A 20309-nucleotide genomic window follows, 5' to 3' on the forward strand; every position below is an offset into this window, starting at 1 on the left:
GCGTGCGGTCTTCATTGAACTGTCACGTTCCCGTCACGGTGTTTTCATGCCTGCACACGACAGTGTCGGGCATGAAAACGACCCAGACGAGAGCCACCATGCACGCACGCAGCCTGAACGATGCACACCTCATCAATCCGGCGCTGACCGCTTCCTGCCAGCCGGAAACGGCATCGGCCAAGCCATCCAGACCGCGTCTGAGTGCACGCATGGCGAGCAGCGATAATGACGTGGTGCGTGCCCAGCAGCTGCGTGCCGATGTCTTCGGCAGCGAGTATGGTGTTGATTTTGAACAGACCGGCGGCATTGATCGAGATCATTATGATGCCTTTTGCCAGCATGTGATGATCTTTGACGATGCCAGCGGCGCGCTGGTGGCCACCACCCGGCTGCTCGGTCAGGAGCAGGCCGAGCGTGCCGGCGGCTTCTACTCGGCGCAGGAGTTTGACCTTTCCGCCCTGGCCCGTCTGTCCGGCAGGGTGCTTGAGGTCGGCCGCACCTGCGTGCATCCCGACTACCGTTCCGGTGCCGCCATCGGCCTGCTCTGGAGCACGCTGGCGGAGTACCTGCTGCAGGAAGGCTTCGATTACCTGATCGGCTGCGCCAGCATCAGCCTTGCCGACGGTGGCACCACGCTGGCCAGTGTCATGCCCAATCTGCGTGACAATTACCTGGTGGGTCCGGAGCTGCGTGTCAGCCCCAATCGCGGCATTGTTCTGGCCTCGCCGGGTACCGGCCCGGTGTCCGTGCCGCCGCTGCTCAAGGCCTATCTGCGCATGGGCTGCCGCATTGGCGGCGAAGCCTGCTGGGATCCGGAGTTCAACTGCGCCGATGTTTTCATCGTGCTGGATGTCGAAGCGCTCTCGGGACGTTATGCTCAGCGCTTCCTGAGGTCAGCCTGAAATGAGACATCGTGAGCCGAGCGCCCAGACATAGACATGCACATCCTGCCGTGATCGAGAAACCGCCCCTGACGCCACGCCTGGTCTGGCGTCTGTCCTGTCTGCTGCTGCTGATCGTGTTCGGCCTGGTGCTGGCGCTGTTCAGCGGCATGTTCTTTTTCCAGGCGCGCTGGCAGCAGCCGCTGGTGACCTGGTGGCTGCGTCGCCTCACCAGCAGCCTGCAATTGCGCATCAGCGTACAGGGCGAGCCGGTCGAGGAGCCGGCGCTGTGGATCAGCAATCATGTCTCGTGGATGGACATTCCCGTTCTGGGTGGCGTGCGTCGCCTGCACTTCCTGTCCAAGGCCGAGGTTGCCGAGTGGCCGCTGATCGGGCTGCTGGCCAAGGTCGCCGGCACCCTGTTCATCCGTCGTGGTTCGGGCGACTCCGCCCTCGTCAGTGCCCAGATGGCCGAAGCCATCGGCGAGGGCAAGCGCGTGCTGTTCTTCCCGGAAGGCACGACCACGGACGGCCATACCGTCAAGCGCTTCTTTGCCAAGCTGTTCCAGACCGCCCACCTGGCGGGATGCCGCATCCAGCCCATGGTGCTGTGCTATCAGCATGACGGGGAGCTGCACCCGCTGGCTCCCTTCATCGGTGATGACGAGATGGGCGCGCACCTGCTCAACCTGCTGGCGCTGGGCCCCATGGATGTCACGGTGCAGTTCCTGCCGGTCATAGATCCTGCCGGACACACGGCGCCGGAGCTGGCGATCCATTGCGAGGACATCATGCGCACGGCGCTGCATGCGCTGCATGGTGCCAGTCCGGCGCCGGTGCGCGAGGGCTGGCCGGGTGTTGTGGTTCGCAAGGCTGCCAGCTGATTCTGACATTGACTATTGCCTGTTTGTGGTTTTTGAGGGATGCTCGCTGCTCTTCATGCTCCGGAGTCCCTCATGACCCAGCCCCAGACCCTGCTTGCCACCCCGCTGACCCTGCCCAACGGCTCGGTGCTGCCCAACCGCCTTGCCAAGTCCGCGCTCAGTGAGTCCCTGGGCACCTATGACAATCGCGTCACGCCCGCGCTGCCAACCCTGTTCGGGCGCTGGGCCGCAGGTGGCACGGGTCTGCTGATCACCGGCAACGTCATGATCGACCGGCGTGCCCTCGGCGAGCCCGGCAATGTCGTGGTCGAGGACGAGCGTGACTTGCCGTTGTTGCAGGCTTGGGCCGAAAGTGCCACACGTCAGGGCTCGGCGATCTGGGTGCAGCTCAATCATCCGGGCAAGCAGTCGCCCAAGGGCCTCAATCGCGAGAACGTGTCCCCGTCAGCGATTCCGTTCAAGAAGGACATGCAGGCTTTCTTCGACACCCCGCGTGAACTGACCGATGCCGAGATCCGCGACATCATCGCGCGGTTTGCGCGCTCCGCCGCGATCATCAAGAAGGCAGGCTTCACCGGTGTGCAGATTCATGGTGCGCATGGCTATCTGGTCAGCCAGTTCCTGTCACCGCATCACAACATTCGCAGCGACGAGTGGGGCGGCACGCCCGAAAAGCGTCGCCGCTTCGTGCTCGAGGTCTACCGGGCGATCCGCGACGCCGTCGGTGCCGACTTCCCGATCGGCATCAAGCTGAACTCGGCCGATTTCCAGCGTGGCGGCTTCACCGAAGAGGAGTCGCTGGACACCATCAAGGCGCTGGCCTCGGCGGGCATCGACATGGTCGAGATCTCGGGGGGAACCTACGAGGCTCCTGCCATGGCCGGCAAGAAGCAGAAGGCGTCGAGCCAGGCACGTGAGGCGTATTTCCTCGCGTTTGCCGAGCAGGTGCGCACGCAGGTGACGGTACCCCTGATGGTCACTGGCGGCTTCCGCAGCCTGTCCGCGATGGGCGAGGCGCTGGCCTCCGGCGCCCTCGACCTGATCGGTCTCGGTCGTCCGCTCTGCATCGAGCCGGATGCCTCACGTCGTCTGCTCAGTGGCCAGGAGACGCGTCACCGCGTCAAGCCTATCGTCACCGGCATCGGCATGGTCGACCGCATGGCCCTGATGGAGGTGGCCTGGTACACGCGTCAGCTGCATCGCATGGGCGCCGGCAAGGAACCCAAGCCCAACGAGTCGGCGCTGTGGTCGCTGGCCAACACCGTGGTCGGCAACGTGCGCGGCACGCTCAAGACCCGCCGTCTGCGCGCCAGCTGATCAGGCTGGCTTGTGCGTCATCGGGGCCGGCCGGTATAGTCCGGTCCCGATGCGCCAGTGGTGAAATTGGTAGACACGACGGATTTAGGTTCCGTTGCCGCAAGGCGTGTAGGTTCAAGTCCTATCTGGCGCACCATCTTCAATCAACGTTTCCGCCTCATGCCGGATGCGTTCTCGCCCGCAACAGATCCCGCTCGTAATACGCACAGGCCAGGCCATGCAGCTCCTGATTGATCTGCTCGCGCAACTCGGCCAGTGACAGTCCCGACGTGTCCAGGCGTTGCACGCCAAACAGGGCGAGGTCTGGCGACTGCCGTGCCATGTGCTTGAGCAGCAGGGCCAGCCAGGTCCAGGGCGAGGCATCCTCGCGCAGCGGCAGGCGCAGTGCCAGCAGCTGCTTTTTCAGGGTCTCTTCGGAGGCGATCTCGAAGTAGCGCGGCAGTACCTGGGCCTGCAGGCCGTCCAGACGGCGCCAGATCAGGCGCTTTTCGTCGCTGCTGTAGCGATTCCAGTCAATGACCTCATGCAGGTAGCGGCGACAGCCGCGGCAGACGGTATCGCCATAGGTGGTGGAGCAGATGCCGACGCAGGGCGTGGGTACCGTGTTGAAAAGCATGGTCATCGCGGGTGCTTGCACAAGAGATCCTGCACGCTATCAAAATCGCGTCGTGTCGTCGCCTCCGCAGAGCAGGGCTGATACAGTCCGGACACTGTCAAATCATCCCTGTCGGAGGACGTCGTGAACACATACCTGGCATTCAAGCACCCGCACCTGCTGATGGCGGCACTCATGGCCGTGACCTGGGTGGCTGCAGCGGTCATGGTATCGCGCGGCAGTTCGCGAGCCATCCCGACCTGGCTGAAGGTGGCGCCGCATGCCCTGGCGCTGCTGCTCATCATCACCGGTGGCGGCATGGTGCATGCCTACGGTGGCCTGCCGGGATGGGTGATCGCCAAGTTCGTGCTGCTGGTGGTGCTGGTGCTGAGCATCAGCCGTGCGCTCAAGGCAGCCGACAAAAGGCCGCAGGCAATGCGCTGGCTGGTATTGGGTCTGCTAACCTATGTCTATATCGTCGGGGTGGCGATGGCCCGGGATGTCCTGGGCTGGCTGGCCTGAATCGCGGCGGTGTAAACCGACTGTCGACTCGGGCGTATTAGCCGACATGTACATACCCTGACGGGAATTAGGAGAGCACACATGCGTAAGTTTATGCTGGCCGCCCTGGCTGGTTCGGTTGTTCTGGCGGGTTGCACCACCAACCCCTACACCGGTGAGCGTCAGGTTGCCAAGGCAGCCTACGGCGCAGCCATTGGTGCTGCACTGGGTTGCGGCATTGCGGCTGCAACCACCGAGAAGGGCAAGCGCGATGACCGCTGCCTGCAGGGCGCAGCGATCGGCGGTGTTGCCGGCGGTGGCGTTGGCGTCTACATGGACGTCCAGGAAAAGAAGCTGCGTGACCGTCTCGCCGGTGTCGGCGTGGGCGTGCAGCGTGACCCGGCCACTGGTGCCATCAACCTGATCATGCCGGGCAACATCACCTTCCCGACCGCCCAGGCCAGCATTCGTGCCGACTTCTACCCGGTTCTCGATGCCGTCGCCGACGTGCTCAAGGAATACAAGAACACCACGATCTCGGTCTCCGGTCACACCGACAATGTCGGCGCCGACGCCTACAACATGAAGCTGTCGCAGGATCGCGCCAATTCGGTGGCGTCCTACCTGGTCAACCGTGGCGTGGCCTCGGGTCGTGTCTCGGCGGCCGGTTACGGCAAGTCCTCGCCGATCGCTTCCAACAGCAGCGAAGCCGGTCGTTCGCAGAACCGCCGTGTCGAGGTTCGCATCAACCCGCCCGCCCAGTAAGCGGCAGGCTGAGCCAGAGGCGCCTGCGGGCGCCTCTTGTTTTTCCAGGGTCATGACATGAGCACAGGGTGTGCCGGAGTCATTTCATGCGGTTGCATTTTCTGGTCGGCATGGTCTGTGCTGCCAGCCTGACGGCGACGGCGACGGCGCAAGCCTCCCTGACCATAGAGATCACCCAGGTTCCGGACGATGCGCGTCTGATCGCCGTGGCGCCGTTCACGGGTGAGCAGGTCGGCGAGAACCTGGGCAGCATCATTCGCTCGAATCTCAACCATGCCGACGTGTTCCGGGCCATCGGTCCGTATGGCAGTGATGGCGATGCCGTGACACCGCCCGTGGTCTCGTCCTCGGAAGACTGGTTGTCGGCAGCGGGACTCGTGGTCCGCGGCCAGGTGCTGCGTCAGCCCGATGGTCGCCTCTCGTTCCAGTACACGCTGGCCGACCGTGACGGCAATGCCCTGCTCAGCGAGCGGCTGTCAGCCGGGACTGGGCGCTGGCGTGATGTCGGTCATTACATCAGTGACCGCATCTATCAGCGCATCACCGGTGAGCGCGGTTTCTTCAGCACCCATCTGCTGTACGTGAACTCTTACCGTCGTGACGGCAAGCTGCGCTACCGGCTCGGCATTTCCGACATGGATGGCAAGCGCCACGTGACCGCGCTGGACTCGGCCGAACCGATCAATTCGCCGACCTGGTCGCCGGATGGCCGCCAGGTTGCCTATGTGTCGTTCGAAAGCGGTCGCCCGGCGATCTTCACGCAGAACCTGGCCACGCGTCAGCGTACCCAGCTGACCCAGTTTCCGGGGCTGAACAGCTCGCCTGCATGGTCGCCGGACGGCCAGCGCATGGCCATGGCGCTCTCGAAGGACGGCAACCCCGAACTCTACGTGATGGATCTGAAGACGCGTGCCCTGACACGCCTGACCGATCATCCTGCCATTGATACCGAGCCGCGCTGGAGTGCTGACGGCCAATCGCTGGTGTTCACCTCCGACCGCAGCGGCAAGCCGCAGATCTATCGCCTGCAGCTGGCCAGCGGCGAGGTCCGGCGCCTGACTTTCGATGGCCGTTTCAATGCCCGCCCTGACTTGAGCCCGGACGGGCGGACGCTGGCGGTGGTCAACGAGAACGGTGACGGCCAGTACCGCATCGCCACGCTGGACCTGCGCAATGGCGTGTTCAGCCGCATGACCTCGACGCGTCTCGATGCGTCCCCCAGTTTTGCGCCCAATGGCCGCATGCTGGTCTACAGCACCCTGCGTGCCGGCAAGGGCGTGCTGTCCATCATGTCGCTGGACGGGCGTTTCCGCCTGACCTTGCCGGCGATTGAAGGCGAGATCCGCGAGCCGGTCTGGTCGCCCTGGTTGCGTTGATCCATCCCCCTGACCCAAGGAGAAAACCCATGAACATGACAGTGAAGAACGTGGTGATCGGTTCCGTGCTGCTGGCCAGCCTGAGCGGCTGTTCGCTGTTCCGCTCCGGCAGCACGCCGGCGACCTCGCCGGACATGCAGTCGGACACGCTGCCGCCGGTGCTGGGCGTGGGCACGGTCGAGGCCGAGCCGGGCAAGCGTCGTCTGTGCAATCCGCAGGAACTGGAGCGCCTGTTTGCTGGCCTGGATCCGGCCGTGCAGGCAAAGCTGGCGCAGAAGGTCTACTACTTCGCCACCGATGCCAGCGAGCTGGCGCCGGAAGCGGCCGACAGCCTGGACGCCCATGTCGCGGTGCTGCTCAAGGGCGGCAAGACCATCGCCCAGCTCACCGGGCATACCGACGAGCGCGGCACGCATGACTACAATCTGGCGCTGGGGGAACGCCGCGCCAATGCGGTGGCGCGCTATCTGGTCAGCAAGGGTGTCAGCAGCGACAAGATCGCCGTGGTCAGCATGGGCAAGGAGAAGCCGGTTGCCGATGGCCACGACGAAGCGGCCTGGAAGCTCAATCGCCGTGTCGAGCTGGACTACACCGAGTGTGCCACGCGCTGACGCGGATCACGGAGTCCGCCCTGCGTTGATGCAGGGCGGCACCGCCAGCCTCCGTCAGGAGGCTGTCTCGTCCATGCGGTAGATCGGCGGCAGCTGGTTGGCGGCACTGTAGTGCACGCCGAGATCGCGCAGGATGCCGTCGCGCACGCTGAAGATGAAGCCGTGCACCGAGACATCCTGGCCACGTGCCCAGGCATCCTGAAGGATGGTGGTGTGGCACACGTTGGCGACCTGCTCGACCACGTTCAGTTCGCACATGCGGTCGATCTTCTGCTCATGGGTCAGGCCGACAAAGGCGCTTTCGTGGATGCGATGAATGTCCCGGATGTGTCGCAGCCAGTTGTCGATCAGACCGAACTTCTGGGTTTCCATGGCCGCCTTGACGCCGCCGCAGCCGTAGTGGCCGGTGACCAGGATGTGCTTCACCTTGAGCACCTCGACGGCATATTGCAGCACGGACAGGCAGTTCATGTCCGTGTGCACGACCAGGTTGGCGACATTGCGGTGCACGAACACCTCGCCGGGAAGCAGCCCCATGATCTCGTTGGCAGGAACCCGGCTGTCTGCGCAACCGATCCAGAGAAACTGCGGGGTTTGCTGCTGAGCCAGTTTTTCGAAGAAATCCGGATCGCGAGCCTTCACGGAATCGGCCCAGGAACGGTTGTTGCGAAACAGCTCATCCAGCATTCTCAGCATCCTCGTAGTCCTCAGTGTGACGTGACCAGTATGCCATGCCCGGTGCTGGCCATCCCGGTCACATTTGGCCATGATGCCCTGTCTGTCATTTCAGGGTAGTGAAACGATGTCCGAGCGCATGCACTGGTCAACACTGCTGTCTGCCACCCGCTTCAAGGTTCGCGATGGCGGCCTGCGTGCGATGCCGGCGGCCGTGAGCGAGGATGGCAGCGCGGGGCTGCGCTCGGAGTTTCACATTGATCATGATCGCATCGTGTTTTCCAGCGCCTTCCGTCGTCTCGGTCGCAAGACCCAGGTGCATCCGCTGGCGCGCAATGATCATACCCACAACCGCCTGACGCACAGCATCGAGGTCGCCAGCGTCGGGCGCAGCCTGGGCAACCGGGTCGGTGCCATGCTGCGTGCGGGTGGTCATTTGCCTGAACCTTACACGCCCTATGACATCGGCTCCACTGTACAGGTTGCCTGTCTGGCACACGATCTGGGCAATCCGCCCTTCGGGCACACGGGTGAATATGCCCTGCGCGACTGGTTTCGCGAGCCGTCGCGCGCGGCGTTGCTGGCGCAGTTGAGCGCGGGCCAGCGTGCGGACATCCAGACCTACGAAGGCAATGCCCACGGCCTGCGCCAGGTCTGCAGCCTGGAGATGTACAGCGGCGAGGGCGGCATGCGCCTGACGGCGGCCAGCCTGGGCACCTTGGTCAAATACCCGTGGACGGCACAGACCTTTCCGGACAAGGGCAAGTTCAACATCTACCAGGCCGAGCTGGCCTATTTCGATGCCGTGGCGGAGGAGCTTGGCCTGCTCCGGCGCAGTGCCGAATGCTGGGTCAGGCATCCGCTGTCCTACCTCATGGAGGCCGCGGACGACATCTGCTATGCCATCGTGGATCTCGAGGATGCGGTCGAGATGGAGATCCTTGACCTGGTCGAGCTGCAGCGCCTGCTGGCGCCCATCGTCGATCCCGACAAGGTCTGGCAGATACGTGATCCGCGCCAGTACGCAGCGGCGCTGCGCGGCACCATGGTGGGGCGCTGCGTGAAGGATCTGGCCGATACCTTCATGCGTCACCATGACGCCCTGCTGGCCGGTGAGCTGCCCATGCATGACCTGATTGCCGGTGCCTCGCCGGAAATCCGGGACACGCTGGCGGCGTCCAAGCAGCTGGCCAGCGAGAAGGTCTACCGGCACCGCAGCAAGGTGGTCACCGAGGTGGCGGCCTATCCCTGCCTCGCCGTCATTCTGGATACCCTGGTGCCGACCGTGCATGCCCTCTGCACGCAGGGTCCGGATGCGCTGAGCCATCGTCAGCGCACCCAGCTGGCCTTGCTCGAGGTGCCTTTGCCGGAAGCGGTCAGCCTGTACGAGGGCTATCTGCGCGTGCTCGACTTCGTCGGCAGCATGACCGACAACCATGCCGCGCGCCTTGCCCGCGAGATATCCGGCATCGGACTGATCTGACGGCTTGCCAGTCTGGCTGGCGGTGGTATTCTCCGGGCCGTGACTGAATGGTCAGTTTTCTTCAGGAGTTCTCATGCAGCTGCAAGACAAGATTGCCGTCATTACCGGTGGCGCCTCCGGCCTGGGTCTGGCCACTGCCCGCGTTCTGCTCGCTCGCGGCGTCCGCGTCGCCCTGTTCGATCTCAATGCCGAGAACGGCAGCGCTGTGGCCGCCGAGCTGGGCGCCAATGCCCTGTTCTGCCAGGTCAACGTGTCTGACGAGGCGTCGGTGCAGGCCGGTCTCGCTGCCGTGTCGGCGAAGTGGGGCGGGGTGCATGTGGTGGTCAACTGTGCCGGCATCGGCAGCGCCCAGCGCACCGTCGGCAAGAACGGCCCACATTCGCTGGAGGTGTTCAACAAGGTCATCACGGTGAACCTGGTCGGCACTTTCAATGTCACGCGTCTGGCCGCTGCCGAGATGGCGAAGAATGACCCCAACGCGGATGGCGAGCGTGGCGTCATCATCAATACGGCCTCGGTGGCGGCCTTTGACGGCCAGATCGGCCAGGTAGCCTATTCCGCGTCCAAGGGCGGGGTGGTCGGCATGACGCTGCCGCTGGCACGTGATCTCGCCACGCTCGGGGTGCGCGTGAATACCATCGCACCGGGCATCTTCAACACCCCGCTGATGAATGCCTCGCCGGACTCGGTGAAGCTGCCGCTGATCGAGATGACGCAGTTCCCCAAGCGCCTGGGCGTTCCCGAGGAATATGGTCAGCTGGTCGCGCACATTGCCGAAAACAGCTTCATCAATGGTGAAACCATCCGCATCGACGGCGCTATCCGGATGGCTCCGCGCTGACATCCGTCTGCTTGCGCTGCCAGTTCTGCAAGCCATCGATGCCGTTCAGCACGGCGTCGATGCTGCTTGCGCAGGGCCACTGGCCCCCGGCTTCCTGACAGGCTGTCATGGCGGCCTCCAGGGCCTGGTGCAGTTCCGGCACGCCGCAGTAGCGGCAGGCCCCGAGCAGGCGATGCACCTCGTCTTTCCAGGCTGAGGCATTCTGGCTGGAGATGGCCTGCCGCATGCGCTGCAGGCAAGCCGGCAAGTCCTTGAGCAGCTCCTGCAGAAGTTCTTCCGCGAGATCGCGTCGACCGCCTGCGCGCTGGGTGGCCATGTCCCAGTCAACCACCGGCGCCTGCCAGATCACGAAGCGTGTCCACTGCTGCAGGATGTGCAGCAGCTGGGATTCGTGCAGCGGCTTGCTGACGTAGTCGTCAATGCCGTTGCTGGCCCAGAACTCGCGCTCCGAGCTGAGCGCGTGCGCGGTCAGCGCGATGATGGGCACGCGATGGCCCTGTGACTCATTGGCCCGTATGGCCTGCGCGGCTTCCAGTCCGCTCATGCCGGGCATCTGGATATCCATGAAGACCAGGTCGAAGGGCTGCTGGCTGGCGCGGTGTATGGCTTCCGGACCGTTGTCGACCGCCACCGTGATGATGCCGATGTCGCCCAGCCAGGTCTGCATGAGCTTGAGGTTGGCGGGGTGGTCATCGACCACCAGCACCTGCAGCGGTGGATCCAGCATGGGAATCTGGCGTATCGGCAGGGTCAGCGGCGCCGAGTCCGTGATCGGTGCCAGGGACTCGAAGGGGTCCTTGCGCATCTGCCAACGCACCGTGAAGGTGGAACCCAGACCCTGCTGGCTTTCAACCGTGATGCGACCACCCATCAGCTCGACCAGCTGCCGCGTGATGGTGAGGCCCAGTCCGGTGCCGCCGAAGCGCCGCGAGGTCGAGGTGTCGGCCTGTTCGAAGGCGTCGAACAGGCTCTCCTGCAGATGCCGGGGAATGCCGATGCCGCTGTCACGAACGATGAGCACGAGGTCGGCGCTGATGGCATCCTGCCGCGTCACGTCGAGGCTGACATTGACCTCGCCGGATGGCGTGAACTTGATGGCGTTGCTGATGAGGTTGGTCATGATCTGCTTCAGGCGCATGGGGTCGCCGAGCATGCTGCGCGGGATGCTGTCACTGACGTGCTGATGCAGGGTGACGGGCTTGTCGCCGATCAGCGGTTGCAGCATGCCCAGGGTTTGCGACACCACCTCGCGCAATGATACCGGGGTGGCATCCAGGGTGAGTCGGCCGGCCTCCATCTTGGACAGGTCAAGCATGTCGTTGAGCATGGCCAGCAGATGTTCGGCAGACTGCTTGAGGTCGTTGACATGGTCGTGCTGGCGCTCATTGAGCGGGGTGCGCTCCAGCAAGCGGGCAAAGCCGATCAGGCTGACCAGCGGCGTGCGGATCTCGTGGCTGATGTTGGCGAGAAACTCCGATTTCAATTCGGTGCTGGCGCTTGCCGAACGGCGCACGCTGTGCAGGGCGAGATTCTGGCGTTCGACCGTGACCAGGGCCTCCTTGAGCTCCTCGTCGAGCAGCGCGACATCCTCCTTGAGGCTGGCCTCCTGGGTCGCCCACTGCTTGAACAGCTTGTCCAGGTGCATGGCGAAGCTGGGCCAGACTTCACGTGCCTCTTCCGGCACGGTCATCCGGCTGACCGGCATGTCGATGGGCAGCGACTTGTCCAGTGTTGCCAAGGGGGCCAGGGTGCGCCGGATCTGCACACGGATCAGCAGGAACAGGATCCCGATGGAGACCACCAGAATCAGCACGTACTGCAATACCCGTTCGTAGAAGGCGATCTTCTGCGGCCGGTCGGTGCCGGTCAGGATGAGGCGGCGCTGGTCGGGCAGAATGGCGATCCAGTGCATGCCTTCGTCGACAGCGACTGACAGCACGTGCAGGCGCAGACTCGTCGGCGCGCGCTGGTGCAGACCGGTGATGTCAGGGCGCGGAAAGTCGCTCATGCCGGCCTCGGCGATGACCTGGCCCTGCGAGTCGAGCAGGGTGATGCGGCGCAGACCTTCGAATTCCAGCTGCTGCGACAGCCAGCCCTGCAGGTCAGGCGTGCTGATCTGGCGCCGGTCCAGCCAGGCGCCGGCCTTCTCGATGGTGAACAGGCCCTGATTCTCGAATTGACGCTGCAGATCCTGCCGGTACATGCCCAGGTTGAGTGCGGGCAGCAGGACGAGGAAGAAGCTGGTGGGCAGCAGCACGGCCAGCAGCAGACGATAGTGGAGTAGCCAGGGCAGCATGCGCGCCTCCAAGGGATGTGCGCAGCTAGCCTAGCACGCTGTCACGGGCTGCTGCAGGTGGGAAGGGATCTGTCGGCATGACAGTGGGGGGCGGCAGCGCTTTCCATTACAATGCGCTGTTTTCCACTCCGCGAGTTGTCGGGCATGACCTATCCCACCATCGCCGACTGCATCGGCAACACGCCGCTGGTGCGCCTGCAGCGTCTGCCCGGGCAGACCTCCAACATCGTGCTGGTCAAGCTCGAGGGCAACAACCCGGCGGGCTCGGTCAAGGACCGTCCGGCACTGTCGATGATCCAGCGCGCCGAGCAGCGCGGCGAGATCTCGCCCGGTGACACGCTGATCGAGGCCACGTCCGGGAACACCGGCATCGCTCTGGCCATGGCGGCGGCGATCATGGGTTATCGCATGATCCTGATCATGCCGGCCAACCAGAGCCAGGAGCGGCGCGACGCGATGGCTGCCTATGGCGCCGAGCTGATCTCGGTGACCCAGGCCGAAGGAATGGAGGGCGCCCGTGACCTGGCGCTGAGGATGCAGGCCGAGGGGCTGGGCAAGGTGCTCAACCAGTTCGGCAACCCGGACAATCCGCAGGCGCACTACGAGGGTACCGGGCCGGAGCTCTGGCGCCAGACCCAGGGCCGCATCACCCATTTTGTCAGCTCCATGGGTACTACCGGCACCATCATGGGCACCTCGCGCTTTCTCAAGGAGCAGAACCCGGCGATCCGCATCATCGGTCTGCAGCCGGCCGACGGCGCGCAGATTCCGGGCATACGCTGCTGGCCGCAGGAATACCTGCCGACCATCTTCGAGCGTCAGCGCGTCGACGAGGTCATCGACATCCCGCAAGCGGAGGCGGAAACCATGATGCGCCGTCTGGCACGCGAGGAGGGCATCTTCTGTGGCGTGTCCTCGGGCGGGTCGGTGTGGGCGGCGCTGGAGCTGAGCAAGCGTGTCGAGAATGCCGTCATTGTCGCGATCGTCTGTGATCGCGGTGACCGTTACCTGTCCACCGGCGTGTTCACGCCGGTGCCGGCCTGATCGCGGAGCGTGACCATGAATACCCTGGTCTTTGACATCGAGACGGTGCCGGACATCGCCGGTGGCCGTCGTCTGTACGGACTGGCCGGGCTGGATGACGCCGCTGCCGCCGAGGCGCTGTTCAAGCTGCGCCGCCAGGAGACCGGCGGTTCCGATTTCATCCGCCACTCCCTGCAGCGCGTGGTCTGCATTTCGGCCGTGCTGCGAACCCGCGACGGCATCAAGGTGTGGTCGCTGGGCGAGGAGTCCTCGACCGAAGGCGAGCTGATCCAGCGTTTCTTTGCCGGTCTGGAACGCTACCAGCCCACGCTGGTGTCGTGGAACGGCAGCGGCTTCGACCTGCCGGTGCTGCATTACCGGGCCCTGCTGCATGGCGTGCAGGCGCCCAGCTACTGGGACCAGGGCGAGCACAACCGCGACGCCAAGTTCAACAACTACTTGGGGCGTTTCCACGCCCGTCACACCGATCTCATGGATCTGCTCGCCGGCTACCAGGCGCGTGCCGTGCAGCCGCTGGACCAGATCGCCACCTTGCTGGGCTTTCCCGGCAAGATGGGCATGGACGGCAGCCAGGTCTGGCCGTCTTTCCTGGCCGGCGAGCTGGCGAAGATCCGCCAGTACTGCGAGACCGACGTGCTCAACACCTGGCTGGTGTTCTTGCGCTTCCAGTTCATGCGCGGACTGCTGGATCAGACCGCGCTGGATGCCGAGTTCGCGCTGCTGCAGGACACCCTGCGCGCCAGCGGCCAGCCGCATCTGCTGGACTTCCTGTCGCAGTGGCAGACGGCGACGGCCGCGATGCCGGCCGACAGTCCGCTGAATGCCCCGATTTCCTGACGATCTGCTTTTCGAGAGCCTCATGCCCCGTGTTCGCAAGAAAGAAAAACTGCGTGCCCAGCCGCCGCTGGACCTGACCATTGATCGCCTCAGCCACGAGGGGCGCGGCATCGCGCAGCGCGAGGACGGCAAGCTGGTGTTTGTTGATGGTGCGCTGCCAGGCGAGCAGGTGACCGTCCAGGTGACCTTCAGCAACAAGAAATTCGATGAGGCCCAGGTGGTATCGGTGCAGTATGCCGCCGCTGACCGGGTCCAGCCGCCGTGCGCACACTTCGGTGTCTGTGGCGGCTGTTCGCTGCAGCACATGGCCCCGCCCGCGCAGATCGCCTTCAAGCAGTCCGTGCTGGCCGATCATCTGCGTCATTTCGGCGGACTCAGCCCGGAGACCTGGCTGGCCCCGCTGACCCATGATGCCGCGGTGGGCTATCGCCGCAAGGCGCGTCTGGGTGTGCGCTACGTGATCAAGAAGGAGAAGCTGCTGGTCGGCTTCCGCGAGCGTCAGGCCAGCTACTTGGCCGAGATCGACGCCTGCGCGGTCATGGACCCGCGTCTCGGTCAGGCAGTGACACCGCTGCGCGAGCTGATCGCCGGTCTGCAGGCTCGCGATCACATTGCCCAGGTCGAAGTGGCGGCGGGTGATCGCCTGCCGGGTCACGAGGACGTTGCGCTGGTGTTCCGCCATCTGGTGCCGCTGGTGGAGGCGGATCGCCAGGCCATCATCGCGTTCTGCGCCAGCCGTGGCTGGCAGGCCTATCTGCAACCTGCCGGTTACGACTCCGTGCACAAGATCTGGCCGGAGCAGGGGCCGGATCGTCTGGCCTACCATCTGGCCGCGTTCACGCCGCCGGCCGCACCGGCTGGCACCGGGCTGACCATGGCCTTTCACCCGAATGACTTCACCCAGGTCAATGCCGACATCAACCAGCGCATGATCAGTCTGGCACTGGAATTGCTTGATCCTCGTCCGGACGAGCGTGTGCTGGACCTGTTCTGCGGTCTCGGCAATTTCACCTTGCCGCTGGCGACCCGTGCCAGGGAGGTCGTGGGCGTCGAGGGTGTCGCGAGCATGGTCGAGCGTGGCTACGAGAATGCGCGTGCCAACGGATTGGGCAATGTGTCGTTTCATGCCCATGACCTGACCCAGGACTTCCAGACCCAGCCCTGGGCCGGGCTGGGTTTCGACAAGATCCTGATCGATCCGCCGCGCAGCGGTGCGCTCGAGGTGATTCCGCATCTGGCGAAACTGGGGGCGCGGCGTGTGGTCTACGTGTCCTGCAATCCGGCGACACTGGCACGTGATGCAGGCGCCATGGCGGAGCAGGGCTATGTGCTGGTCAAGGCAGGAGTGATGGACATGTTCACGCACACCACGCATGTGGAGTCCATCGCCCTGTTTGAAAAACGGCGTTGAGCGCCCCATAACAGGGCAAGAGCAACAGGAAAAGGCATCACCATGGTCAAGGTTCGCGAAGATTATCCGGTCCGGGTCGACGGCAGCGTCGATCTGGAGACCTGGCTCGCGCGCATCCAGGACCAGGTCGAGCTGCATGATCCGGCCGAGCTGTTGCGCGCCTGCCGCTACGCCGAGCAGCTCGACCGCGAGGCCGAGGCCCGCCACAACGTCTGGTCGACCCGAACCTCCAGCTTCCTGACCGGTCTGGCCATGGCCGACATCCTGGCCGAGCTCAACCTCGACCAGGATTCCCTGATCGCGGCGGTGCTCTACCGCTCGGTGCGTGAAGGGCGGGTCGAGCCGCGCCAGATCGAGAAGGACTTTGGCCAGGACATTGCCCAGCTCATCGACGGCGTGTTGCGCATGGCCGCCATCAGCCGTCTGATCAATCCGGACCACCACCGGCCCGGCAGCGGCACCGAGGCGCAGCAGCTCGACAGCGTGCGCAAGATGCTGGTGGCCATGATCGATGACGTGCGCGTGCCCCTGATCAAGCTCGCCGAGCGCACCTTCGCCATCCGCGAGCTGAAGGAGGCCAGCGACGAGCGCAAGCGCCGCGTGGCCCGGGAAATCTTCGACATCTACGCGCCGCTGGCACATCGCCTCGGCATCGGCCACATCAAGTGGGAGCTCGAAGACCTGTCGTTCCGCTACCTGGAGCCGGAGGCCTACAAGCATATCGCCAGTCTGCTCGACGAGAAGCGACTGGATCGCGACGGCTACATCCAGCAGGTCATCCAGACCCTGCGCGACAACCTCGAGCGCATGGGCATGGTGCGCATGGAAGTCAGCGGGCGCGCCAAGCACATCTATTCCATCTGGCGGAAGATGCAGCGCAAGGGCATCGGTTTCCACGAGGTCTATGACGTGCGCGCGGTGCGCATCCTGCTGCCCGAGGTGCGCGACTGCTATGCCGCGCTGGGCGTGGTGCACTCGCTGTGGAAGCACATCCCCAAGGAGTTCGACGACTACATCGCGACACCCAAGGAGAACGGCTACCGCTCGCTGCACACCGCGGTCATCGGCCCGTCCGGCAAGCCGCTGGAGGTGCAGATCCGCACCTTCGACATGCATCAGGAGGCCGAGCTCGGCGTCTGCGCGCACTGGACCTACAAGGAAGGCAAGTCGGCACGCTCCGATCTGCGCTATGAAAACAAGATCGCCTGGCTGCGGCAGGTGCTGGAATGGCAGGATGACATCGGTGATCAGGGACTGGATGACCTCGCCGAGCAGATCAATCAGGCCATCCACGACGAGCGTATCTACGTGTTCACCCGTGACGGCCATGTCATCGACATGCAGGCCGGCGCGACACCGCTGGATTTCGCCTACCACATCCATACCGAGGTCGGTCACGGCTGCCGCGGCGCCAAGGTCAACGGCCGTATCGTGCCCATCACCTACAAGCTGCAGACTGGCGAGCAGGTCGAGGTGATGACCACGCGCGGCGGTCAGCCCAGCCGTGACTGGATGAATCCGGCCTCGGGCTATCTCGGCACCAGCCGTGCCCTGGCCAAGGTCAGACACTGGTTCAAGCAGCAGGATCGCGAGGGCAATCTGGCCGAGGGCAGGGTGCTGCTGGAGCGTGAACTGTCGCGACTTGGCCTGCATTATCACCGTGCCGCACTCGACAAGATCGCGTCGCGCTTCAATGTCCGCACGGGCGAGGACGTGCTGGTGGCGCTGGGTGCCGGCGATCTGCCGCTGGCGCGCGTCACCCATGCCCTGCACGAGGGTCTTGTGCTGCCCAGCCATGAGCAGCTGGCGCTGCCCGAGCTGCCGGTGCGTCCGGCACGGCAGAGTGCCGCCGAGCGTGGCTCGGGCATCATCATTGAAGGCGTCGGCAATCTGCTGACCCACATCGCCGGCTGCTGCAAGCCGGTGCCGGGCGAGCCCATCGTCGGCTATGTCACGGTCGGTCGAGGCGTCAGCATCCATGCCCGCGGCTGTCCCGAGTTCATGCGTCTGAAGCAGGAGGATCCTGCGCGCGAAGTCGAGGTGCAGTGGCAGACCCGCGAGGCCGATACCTATGCCGTCGACATCCAGGTGCGTGCCTGGGACCGTACCGGCCTGCTGCGTGACATCACGGCCGTGCTGGCCAACGAGCAGGTCAATGTCACCGGCGTGCAGACCCATTCCGACAAGCGTGACAGCACGGCAAGCATGCGCATTACCCTGGAGGTGACCGGCCTGTCCAAGCTCTCGCGCGTGCTGACGCGCATCGAGCAGCTGCCCAACGTGATCGAGGCGCGTCGTCTGACCAGTCAGGGGCAGGGAGCAGGTCAGGAGTCGCGTGATGTCTGAACGGCCCGTCGTGACGTTGCCCGAGTTCCAGGTGCCAGCCCTTCAGCAGCTGCTGCAGGTCATGGCGCGTCTGCGTGATCCGGAGCAGGGCTGCGAGTGGGATCTGGCTCAGACGCCGCAAACCCTGGCGCCCTACACGCTGGAGGAAGCCTACGAGGTGGTCGAGGCCGTCGCGTCCGGCTCGCCTGCGGAGTGGCGGGACGAACTGGGCGATCTCCTTCTGCAGGTAGTGTTCCAGGCCCAGCTGGCCAGCGAGCAGGGCCTGTTTGACTTCGATGCAGTATCGGCGGCCATCGTCGACAAGCTGATCCGTCGCCATCCGCACATCTTCCGCGACGGTCGTCTGGACCTGCCGCGCCAGACGTTGTCTGCCGACCAGGTGGCTGCGCAATGGCAGGACATCAAGGCGCAGGAAAAGGCGCTCAGGGCGGCGACGCATCTGGCGGAAACCGGCCGGGCACTGCCCGAACCCGCGTTTCTTGACAAGGTGGGTGCCGGGCTGCCGCCACTGCTGCGTGCCGAGAAGCTGCAGGCCAGGGCGAGCGAGGTGGGTTACGACTGGCATGATCCGCGTGCCGTGATCGCCAAGCTGCGCGAGGAGCTCGACGAGCTTGAGCAGGCACTGGACCAGCAGGCACCGGCATCGGCCTTGCAGGACGAGCTGGGCGATCTGCTGTTCTGCTGCGTCAACATCGGGCGGCATCTGCGTATCGACAGCGAGCAGGCCCTGCTCGGCTGCATCGCCAAGTTCCGTCGTCGTTTCGGTCACATCGAGACGGTGCTGAAGGCGAAAGGCGTGCCGCTGGCAGAGGCCTCGCTGGATGACAAGGAAGCGCTCTGGCAGGAGGCCAAGCGTCTGGGGCTTTGAGCGGTACGCTGTCGCTCTGCGTCTGCCTGAAAAATATCCGTACGGATGTAAACCAAATCAGTTGTAACCAATCTGTCATCAAACTGGCGCCGTCCTGTCACAAATCTCGCCAATACTTCGCGGCATCCCGGCAGCAGGCCCATGTCCCTGGCTCTGTGCGGGGGGACTGGCTGACAAGCCGCTCTTACTAGCTGACTGGTTGAGGTTTACACAATGAACATGACGATCAAGACCCTGGCTGTTGCCATCGCTGCCGCCACCCTGGCGACTCCGGCTCTCGCTGCCGATGAAGTGAAGACCAAGGGTGGTTTCCAGATCAAGTCGGAAGACGGCAACTTCGAATTCAAGCTCGGTGGCCGCATCCACTTCGACGGCAACTACTACGTCAACGAAGACAACAAGGACAGCGGCTTTACGGCGGCTGCCGAAAAGTCCAACAGCCAGTTCTTCTTCCGTCGCGCCCGTCTCAGCCTGGAAGGCAAGGCCTATGACTGGAACTTCAAGTTCGAGAACGATTTCGCCACCAGCTCGGAAGAGCTGACCAGCACGACGACCACCACCACGCGTCTCTGCCAGAACACCACCACCAACGTGGTCACGGCCGTGTCGGGCAGCTGCCCTGCAGGTACGGTGTCCATCTCTTCGGTGCTTACTGGTGCCACCGCCAGTACCAAGGGCAACGAAGGCTTCCGTGAAATGTGGATCGGCCGCAAGGTGCTGGGTGACAAGAACCTGCGTCTGGGTCAGGCCAAGCCCTACCGTGGCATGGAAGAGCTGACCAGCTCCAATGAAATCACGTTCATGGAGCGTCCGTTCGCTACCGCCACCGGCATCTACAACAACCAGTTCACCACCGGTGCCTTCCTCGATGGCTCTGGCGAAGGTTTCGGCTACGGCGTGTCGGTCTACACCCCGCGCTCGGTGTCCGACAGGGAAACCCAGGGCCTGGGTGTCAACGCGCGTGGCTTCATCGTGCCGATCCGTTCCAACGGCAACATCGTGCACATCGGTCTGAGCGCCACCCAGGACAACTTCGAAAGCAACACCACCTCGAAGAACGTGCGTGTCGTGGGTCGCGAGAACGGTCTGCGCAGCGGCAACCTGATCACCAGCGGCATCTTCAACGAACAGACCACCCTGGCTGCCGAACTGGCTGCCCGCTTCGGTGCCCTCTCGCTGCAGAGCGAATACGCCAAGTCGAGCTTCAAGGACAACCGTACCCTGGGTGCTCTTGGTGCCGGCACCAATGATGACCAGGATCTCGACACCTACTACGTGCAGGCCAGCTACTTCCTGACCGCCCACGAGAAGGCCTATGACTTCAAGAAGGGCGTGTTCAAGTCGCCCAAGGTCAATGGCGAAGAGGGTGCCGTCGAGCTCAAGGCCCGTTTCGACAAGATCGAGAACAAGGATCTCGACAATGTGGAAGCGTCCTACTACGCGGTGGGTGTCAACTACTACGCGACCCCGAACACCCGCTTCATGGTCGAGTACGTGGATGGCAACGCCAAGAACGGGGCCTCTGATCTCGATGCCTCGGCCATCACCGCCCGTGCCCAGTACAACTTCTAAGCTGTC

Annotated in this window: 18 protein-coding genes and 1 tRNA gene; 16 read left to right on the forward strand and 3 right to left on the reverse strand. The window is 64.1% G+C overall.

The features are described from left to right. Nucleotides 1-98 precede the first annotated feature (98 nt). From F595_RS0107620 to F595_RS0107635, 4 genes are all read left to right on the forward strand, one after another. Nucleotides 99-902 (forward strand): GNAT family N-acetyltransferase, encoded by an 804-nt coding sequence (locus tag F595_RS0107620; RefSeq protein ID WP_022956277.1) that lies wholly within the window; start codon nt 99-101, stop codon nt 900-902. A 50-nt stretch (nt 903-952) separates the two neighbouring features. Then, nucleotides 953-1765 (forward strand): lysophospholipid acyltransferase family protein, encoded by an 813-nt coding sequence (locus F595_RS13325; protein ID WP_022956278.1) that lies wholly within the window; start codon nt 953-955, stop codon nt 1763-1765. Nucleotides 1766-1837: 72 nt separating this feature from the next. Then, nucleotides 1838-3082: an NADH:flavin oxidoreductase/NADH oxidase family protein gene (locus tag F595_RS0107630; protein ID WP_022956279.1), complete on the forward strand. Its 1245-nt coding sequence runs from the start codon at nt 1838-1840 to the stop codon at nt 3080-3082. Between the two features lie 51 nt (nt 3083-3133). Beyond that, nucleotides 3134-3218, forward strand: a tRNA-Leu gene (locus tag F595_RS0107635). A gap of 21 nt (nt 3219-3239) precedes the next feature. Here F595_RS0107635 and F595_RS0107640 read toward each other — a convergent pair. Further along, on the reverse strand, nt 3240-3704 hold the full coding sequence (locus F595_RS0107640) for a DUF1289 domain-containing protein (protein WP_022956280.1): 465 nt from the start codon (nt 3702-3704) through the stop codon (nt 3240-3242). Nucleotides 3705-3821: 117 nt separating this feature from the next. Here F595_RS0107640 and F595_RS0107645 point away from each other — a divergent pair, with 117 nt between their 5' ends. From F595_RS0107645 to F595_RS15000, 4 genes are all read left to right on the forward strand, one after another. Beyond that, complete coding sequence (locus F595_RS0107645; protein WP_022956281.1) at nt 3822-4199, forward strand: SirB2 family protein; 378 nt, start codon at nt 3822-3824, stop codon at nt 4197-4199. 81 nt (nt 4200-4280) lie between these two features. Next, a complete protein-coding gene (locus F595_RS0107650) occupies nt 4281-4943 on the forward strand; it encodes an OmpA family protein (protein WP_022956282.1) in 663 nt (220 codons plus the stop codon). 86 nt (nt 4944-5029) lie between these two features. Beyond that, nucleotides 5030-6319, forward strand: coding sequence for a Tol-Pal system beta propeller repeat protein TolB (tolB, locus tag F595_RS0107655; protein ID WP_026913361.1), 1290 nt, complete (start codon nt 5030-5032; stop codon nt 6317-6319). Between the two features lie 29 nt (nt 6320-6348). Then, the gene (locus F595_RS15000; protein ID WP_022956284.1) at nt 6349-6930 is read left to right on the forward strand and encodes an OmpA family protein; all 582 of its coding nucleotides are present in this window, start codon (nt 6349-6351) and stop codon (nt 6928-6930) included. A gap of 54 nt (nt 6931-6984) precedes the next feature. On the opposite strand, the gene can is transcribed toward F595_RS15000, so the two are convergent. After that, the gene (gene can, locus F595_RS0107665; RefSeq protein ID WP_026913362.1) at nt 6985-7623 is read right to left on the reverse strand and encodes a carbonate dehydratase; all 639 of its coding nucleotides are present in this window, start codon (nt 7621-7623) and stop codon (nt 6985-6987) included. A 109-nt stretch (nt 7624-7732) separates the two neighbouring features. On the opposite strand from can, the gene F595_RS0107670 reads away from it, so the two are divergent. Both F595_RS0107670 and F595_RS0107675 read left to right on the forward strand, forming a co-directional pair. Beyond that, entirely contained in the window at nt 7733-9088 is a 1356-nt protein-coding gene (locus F595_RS0107670; RefSeq protein ID WP_022956286.1) for a deoxyguanosinetriphosphate triphosphohydrolase, read from the forward strand. Between the two features lie 73 nt (nt 9089-9161). Next, the gene (locus tag F595_RS0107675; protein ID WP_022956287.1) at nt 9162-9929 is read left to right on the forward strand and encodes a 3-hydroxyacyl-CoA dehydrogenase; all 768 of its coding nucleotides are present in this window, start codon (nt 9162-9164) and stop codon (nt 9927-9929) included. On the opposite strand, the gene F595_RS14220 is transcribed toward F595_RS0107675, so the two are convergent. After that, complete coding sequence (locus F595_RS14220; RefSeq protein WP_156873842.1) at nt 9907-12225, reverse strand: ATP-binding protein; 2319 nt, start codon at nt 12223-12225, stop codon at nt 9907-9909. The genes F595_RS0107675 and F595_RS14220 overlap by 23 nt on opposite strands. Before the next feature lie 144 nt (nt 12226-12369). On the opposite strand from F595_RS14220, the gene cysM reads away from it, so the two are divergent. The 6 genes from cysM to F595_RS0107710 all read left to right on the forward strand — a co-directional run bounded on the left by cysM (nt 12370) and on the right by F595_RS0107710 (nt 20303). Further along, complete coding sequence (gene cysM / locus F595_RS0107685; protein ID WP_026913363.1) at nt 12370-13269, forward strand: cysteine synthase CysM; 900 nt, start codon at nt 12370-12372, stop codon at nt 13267-13269. Between the two features lie 15 nt (nt 13270-13284). Next, on the forward strand, nt 13285-14106 hold the full coding sequence (locus tag F595_RS13335; RefSeq protein WP_022956290.1) for a 3'-5' exonuclease: 822 nt from the start codon (nt 13285-13287) through the stop codon (nt 14104-14106). A gap of 22 nt (nt 14107-14128) precedes the next feature. Beyond that, entirely contained in the window at nt 14129-15517 is a 1389-nt protein-coding gene (gene rlmD / locus F595_RS0107695; RefSeq protein WP_040568436.1) for a 23S rRNA (uracil(1939)-C(5))-methyltransferase RlmD, read from the forward strand. A 42-nt stretch (nt 15518-15559) separates the two neighbouring features. Further along, entirely contained in the window at nt 15560-17863 is a 2304-nt protein-coding gene (gene relA, locus F595_RS0107700) for a GTP diphosphokinase (RefSeq protein WP_022956292.1), read from the forward strand. Next, nucleotides 17856-18731, forward strand: a complete 876-nt coding sequence (gene mazG / locus F595_RS0107705; RefSeq protein WP_022956293.1) for a nucleoside triphosphate pyrophosphohydrolase — start codon at nt 17856-17858, stop codon at nt 18729-18731. Before relA ends, mazG begins: the two co-directional genes overlap by 8 nt. A gap of 213 nt (nt 18732-18944) precedes the next feature. After that, on the forward strand, nt 18945-20303 hold the full coding sequence (locus tag F595_RS0107710) for an OprO/OprP family phosphate-selective porin (RefSeq protein ID WP_022956294.1): 1359 nt from the start codon (nt 18945-18947) through the stop codon (nt 20301-20303). Nucleotides 20304-20309: the final 6 nt, after the last annotated feature.

The sequence above is a fragment of the Perlucidibaca piscinae DSM 21586 genome (assembly GCF_000420045.1).
In the GTDB taxonomy this organism is placed as follows: domain Bacteria; phylum Pseudomonadota; class Gammaproteobacteria; order Pseudomonadales; family Moraxellaceae; genus Perlucidibaca; species Perlucidibaca piscinae.

What these genes read in the sequence shown, in the direction of transcription:
- F595_RS13335 (WP_022956290.1), top strand. Translation starts at nt 13,285, where the DNA reads ATGAATACCCTGGTCTTTGACATCGAGACGGTGCCGGACATCGCCGGT.
- F595_RS14220 (WP_156873842.1), bottom strand. Translation starts at nt 12,225, where the DNA reads ATGCTGCCCTGGCTACTCCACTATCGTCTGCTGCTGGCCGTGCTGCTG.
- rlmD (WP_040568436.1), top strand. Translation starts at nt 14,129, where the DNA reads ATGCCCCGTGTTCGCAAGAAAGAAAAACTGCGTGCCCAGCCGCCGCTG.
- F595_RS0107640 (WP_022956280.1), bottom strand. Translation starts at nt 3,704, where the DNA reads ATGACCATGCTTTTCAACACGGTACCCACGCCCTGCGTCGGCATCTGC.
- F595_RS0107620 (WP_022956277.1), top strand. Translation starts at nt 99, where the DNA reads ATGCACGCACGCAGCCTGAACGATGCACACCTCATCAATCCGGCGCTG.
- F595_RS0107675 (WP_022956287.1), top strand. Translation starts at nt 9,162, where the DNA reads ATGCAGCTGCAAGACAAGATTGCCGTCATTACCGGTGGCGCCTCCGGC.
- cysM (WP_026913363.1), top strand. Translation starts at nt 12,370, where the DNA reads ATGACCTATCCCACCATCGCCGACTGCATCGGCAACACGCCGCTGGTG.
- F595_RS15000 (WP_022956284.1), top strand. Translation starts at nt 6,349, where the DNA reads ATGAACATGACAGTGAAGAACGTGGTGATCGGTTCCGTGCTGCTGGCC.
- relA (WP_022956292.1), top strand. Translation starts at nt 15,560, where the DNA reads ATGGTCAAGGTTCGCGAAGATTATCCGGTCCGGGTCGACGGCAGCGTC.
- tolB (WP_026913361.1), top strand. Translation starts at nt 5,030, where the DNA reads ATGCGGTTGCATTTTCTGGTCGGCATGGTCTGTGCTGCCAGCCTGACG.
- F595_RS0107630 (WP_022956279.1), top strand. Translation starts at nt 1,838, where the DNA reads ATGACCCAGCCCCAGACCCTGCTTGCCACCCCGCTGACCCTGCCCAAC.
- F595_RS0107710 (WP_022956294.1), top strand. Translation starts at nt 18,945, where the DNA reads ATGAACATGACGATCAAGACCCTGGCTGTTGCCATCGCTGCCGCCACC.
- F595_RS0107670 (WP_022956286.1), top strand. Translation starts at nt 7,733, where the DNA reads ATGTCCGAGCGCATGCACTGGTCAACACTGCTGTCTGCCACCCGCTTC.
- F595_RS0107650 (WP_022956282.1), top strand. Translation starts at nt 4,281, where the DNA reads ATGCGTAAGTTTATGCTGGCCGCCCTGGCTGGTTCGGTTGTTCTGGCG.
- mazG (WP_022956293.1), top strand. Translation starts at nt 17,856, where the DNA reads ATGTCTGAACGGCCCGTCGTGACGTTGCCCGAGTTCCAGGTGCCAGCC.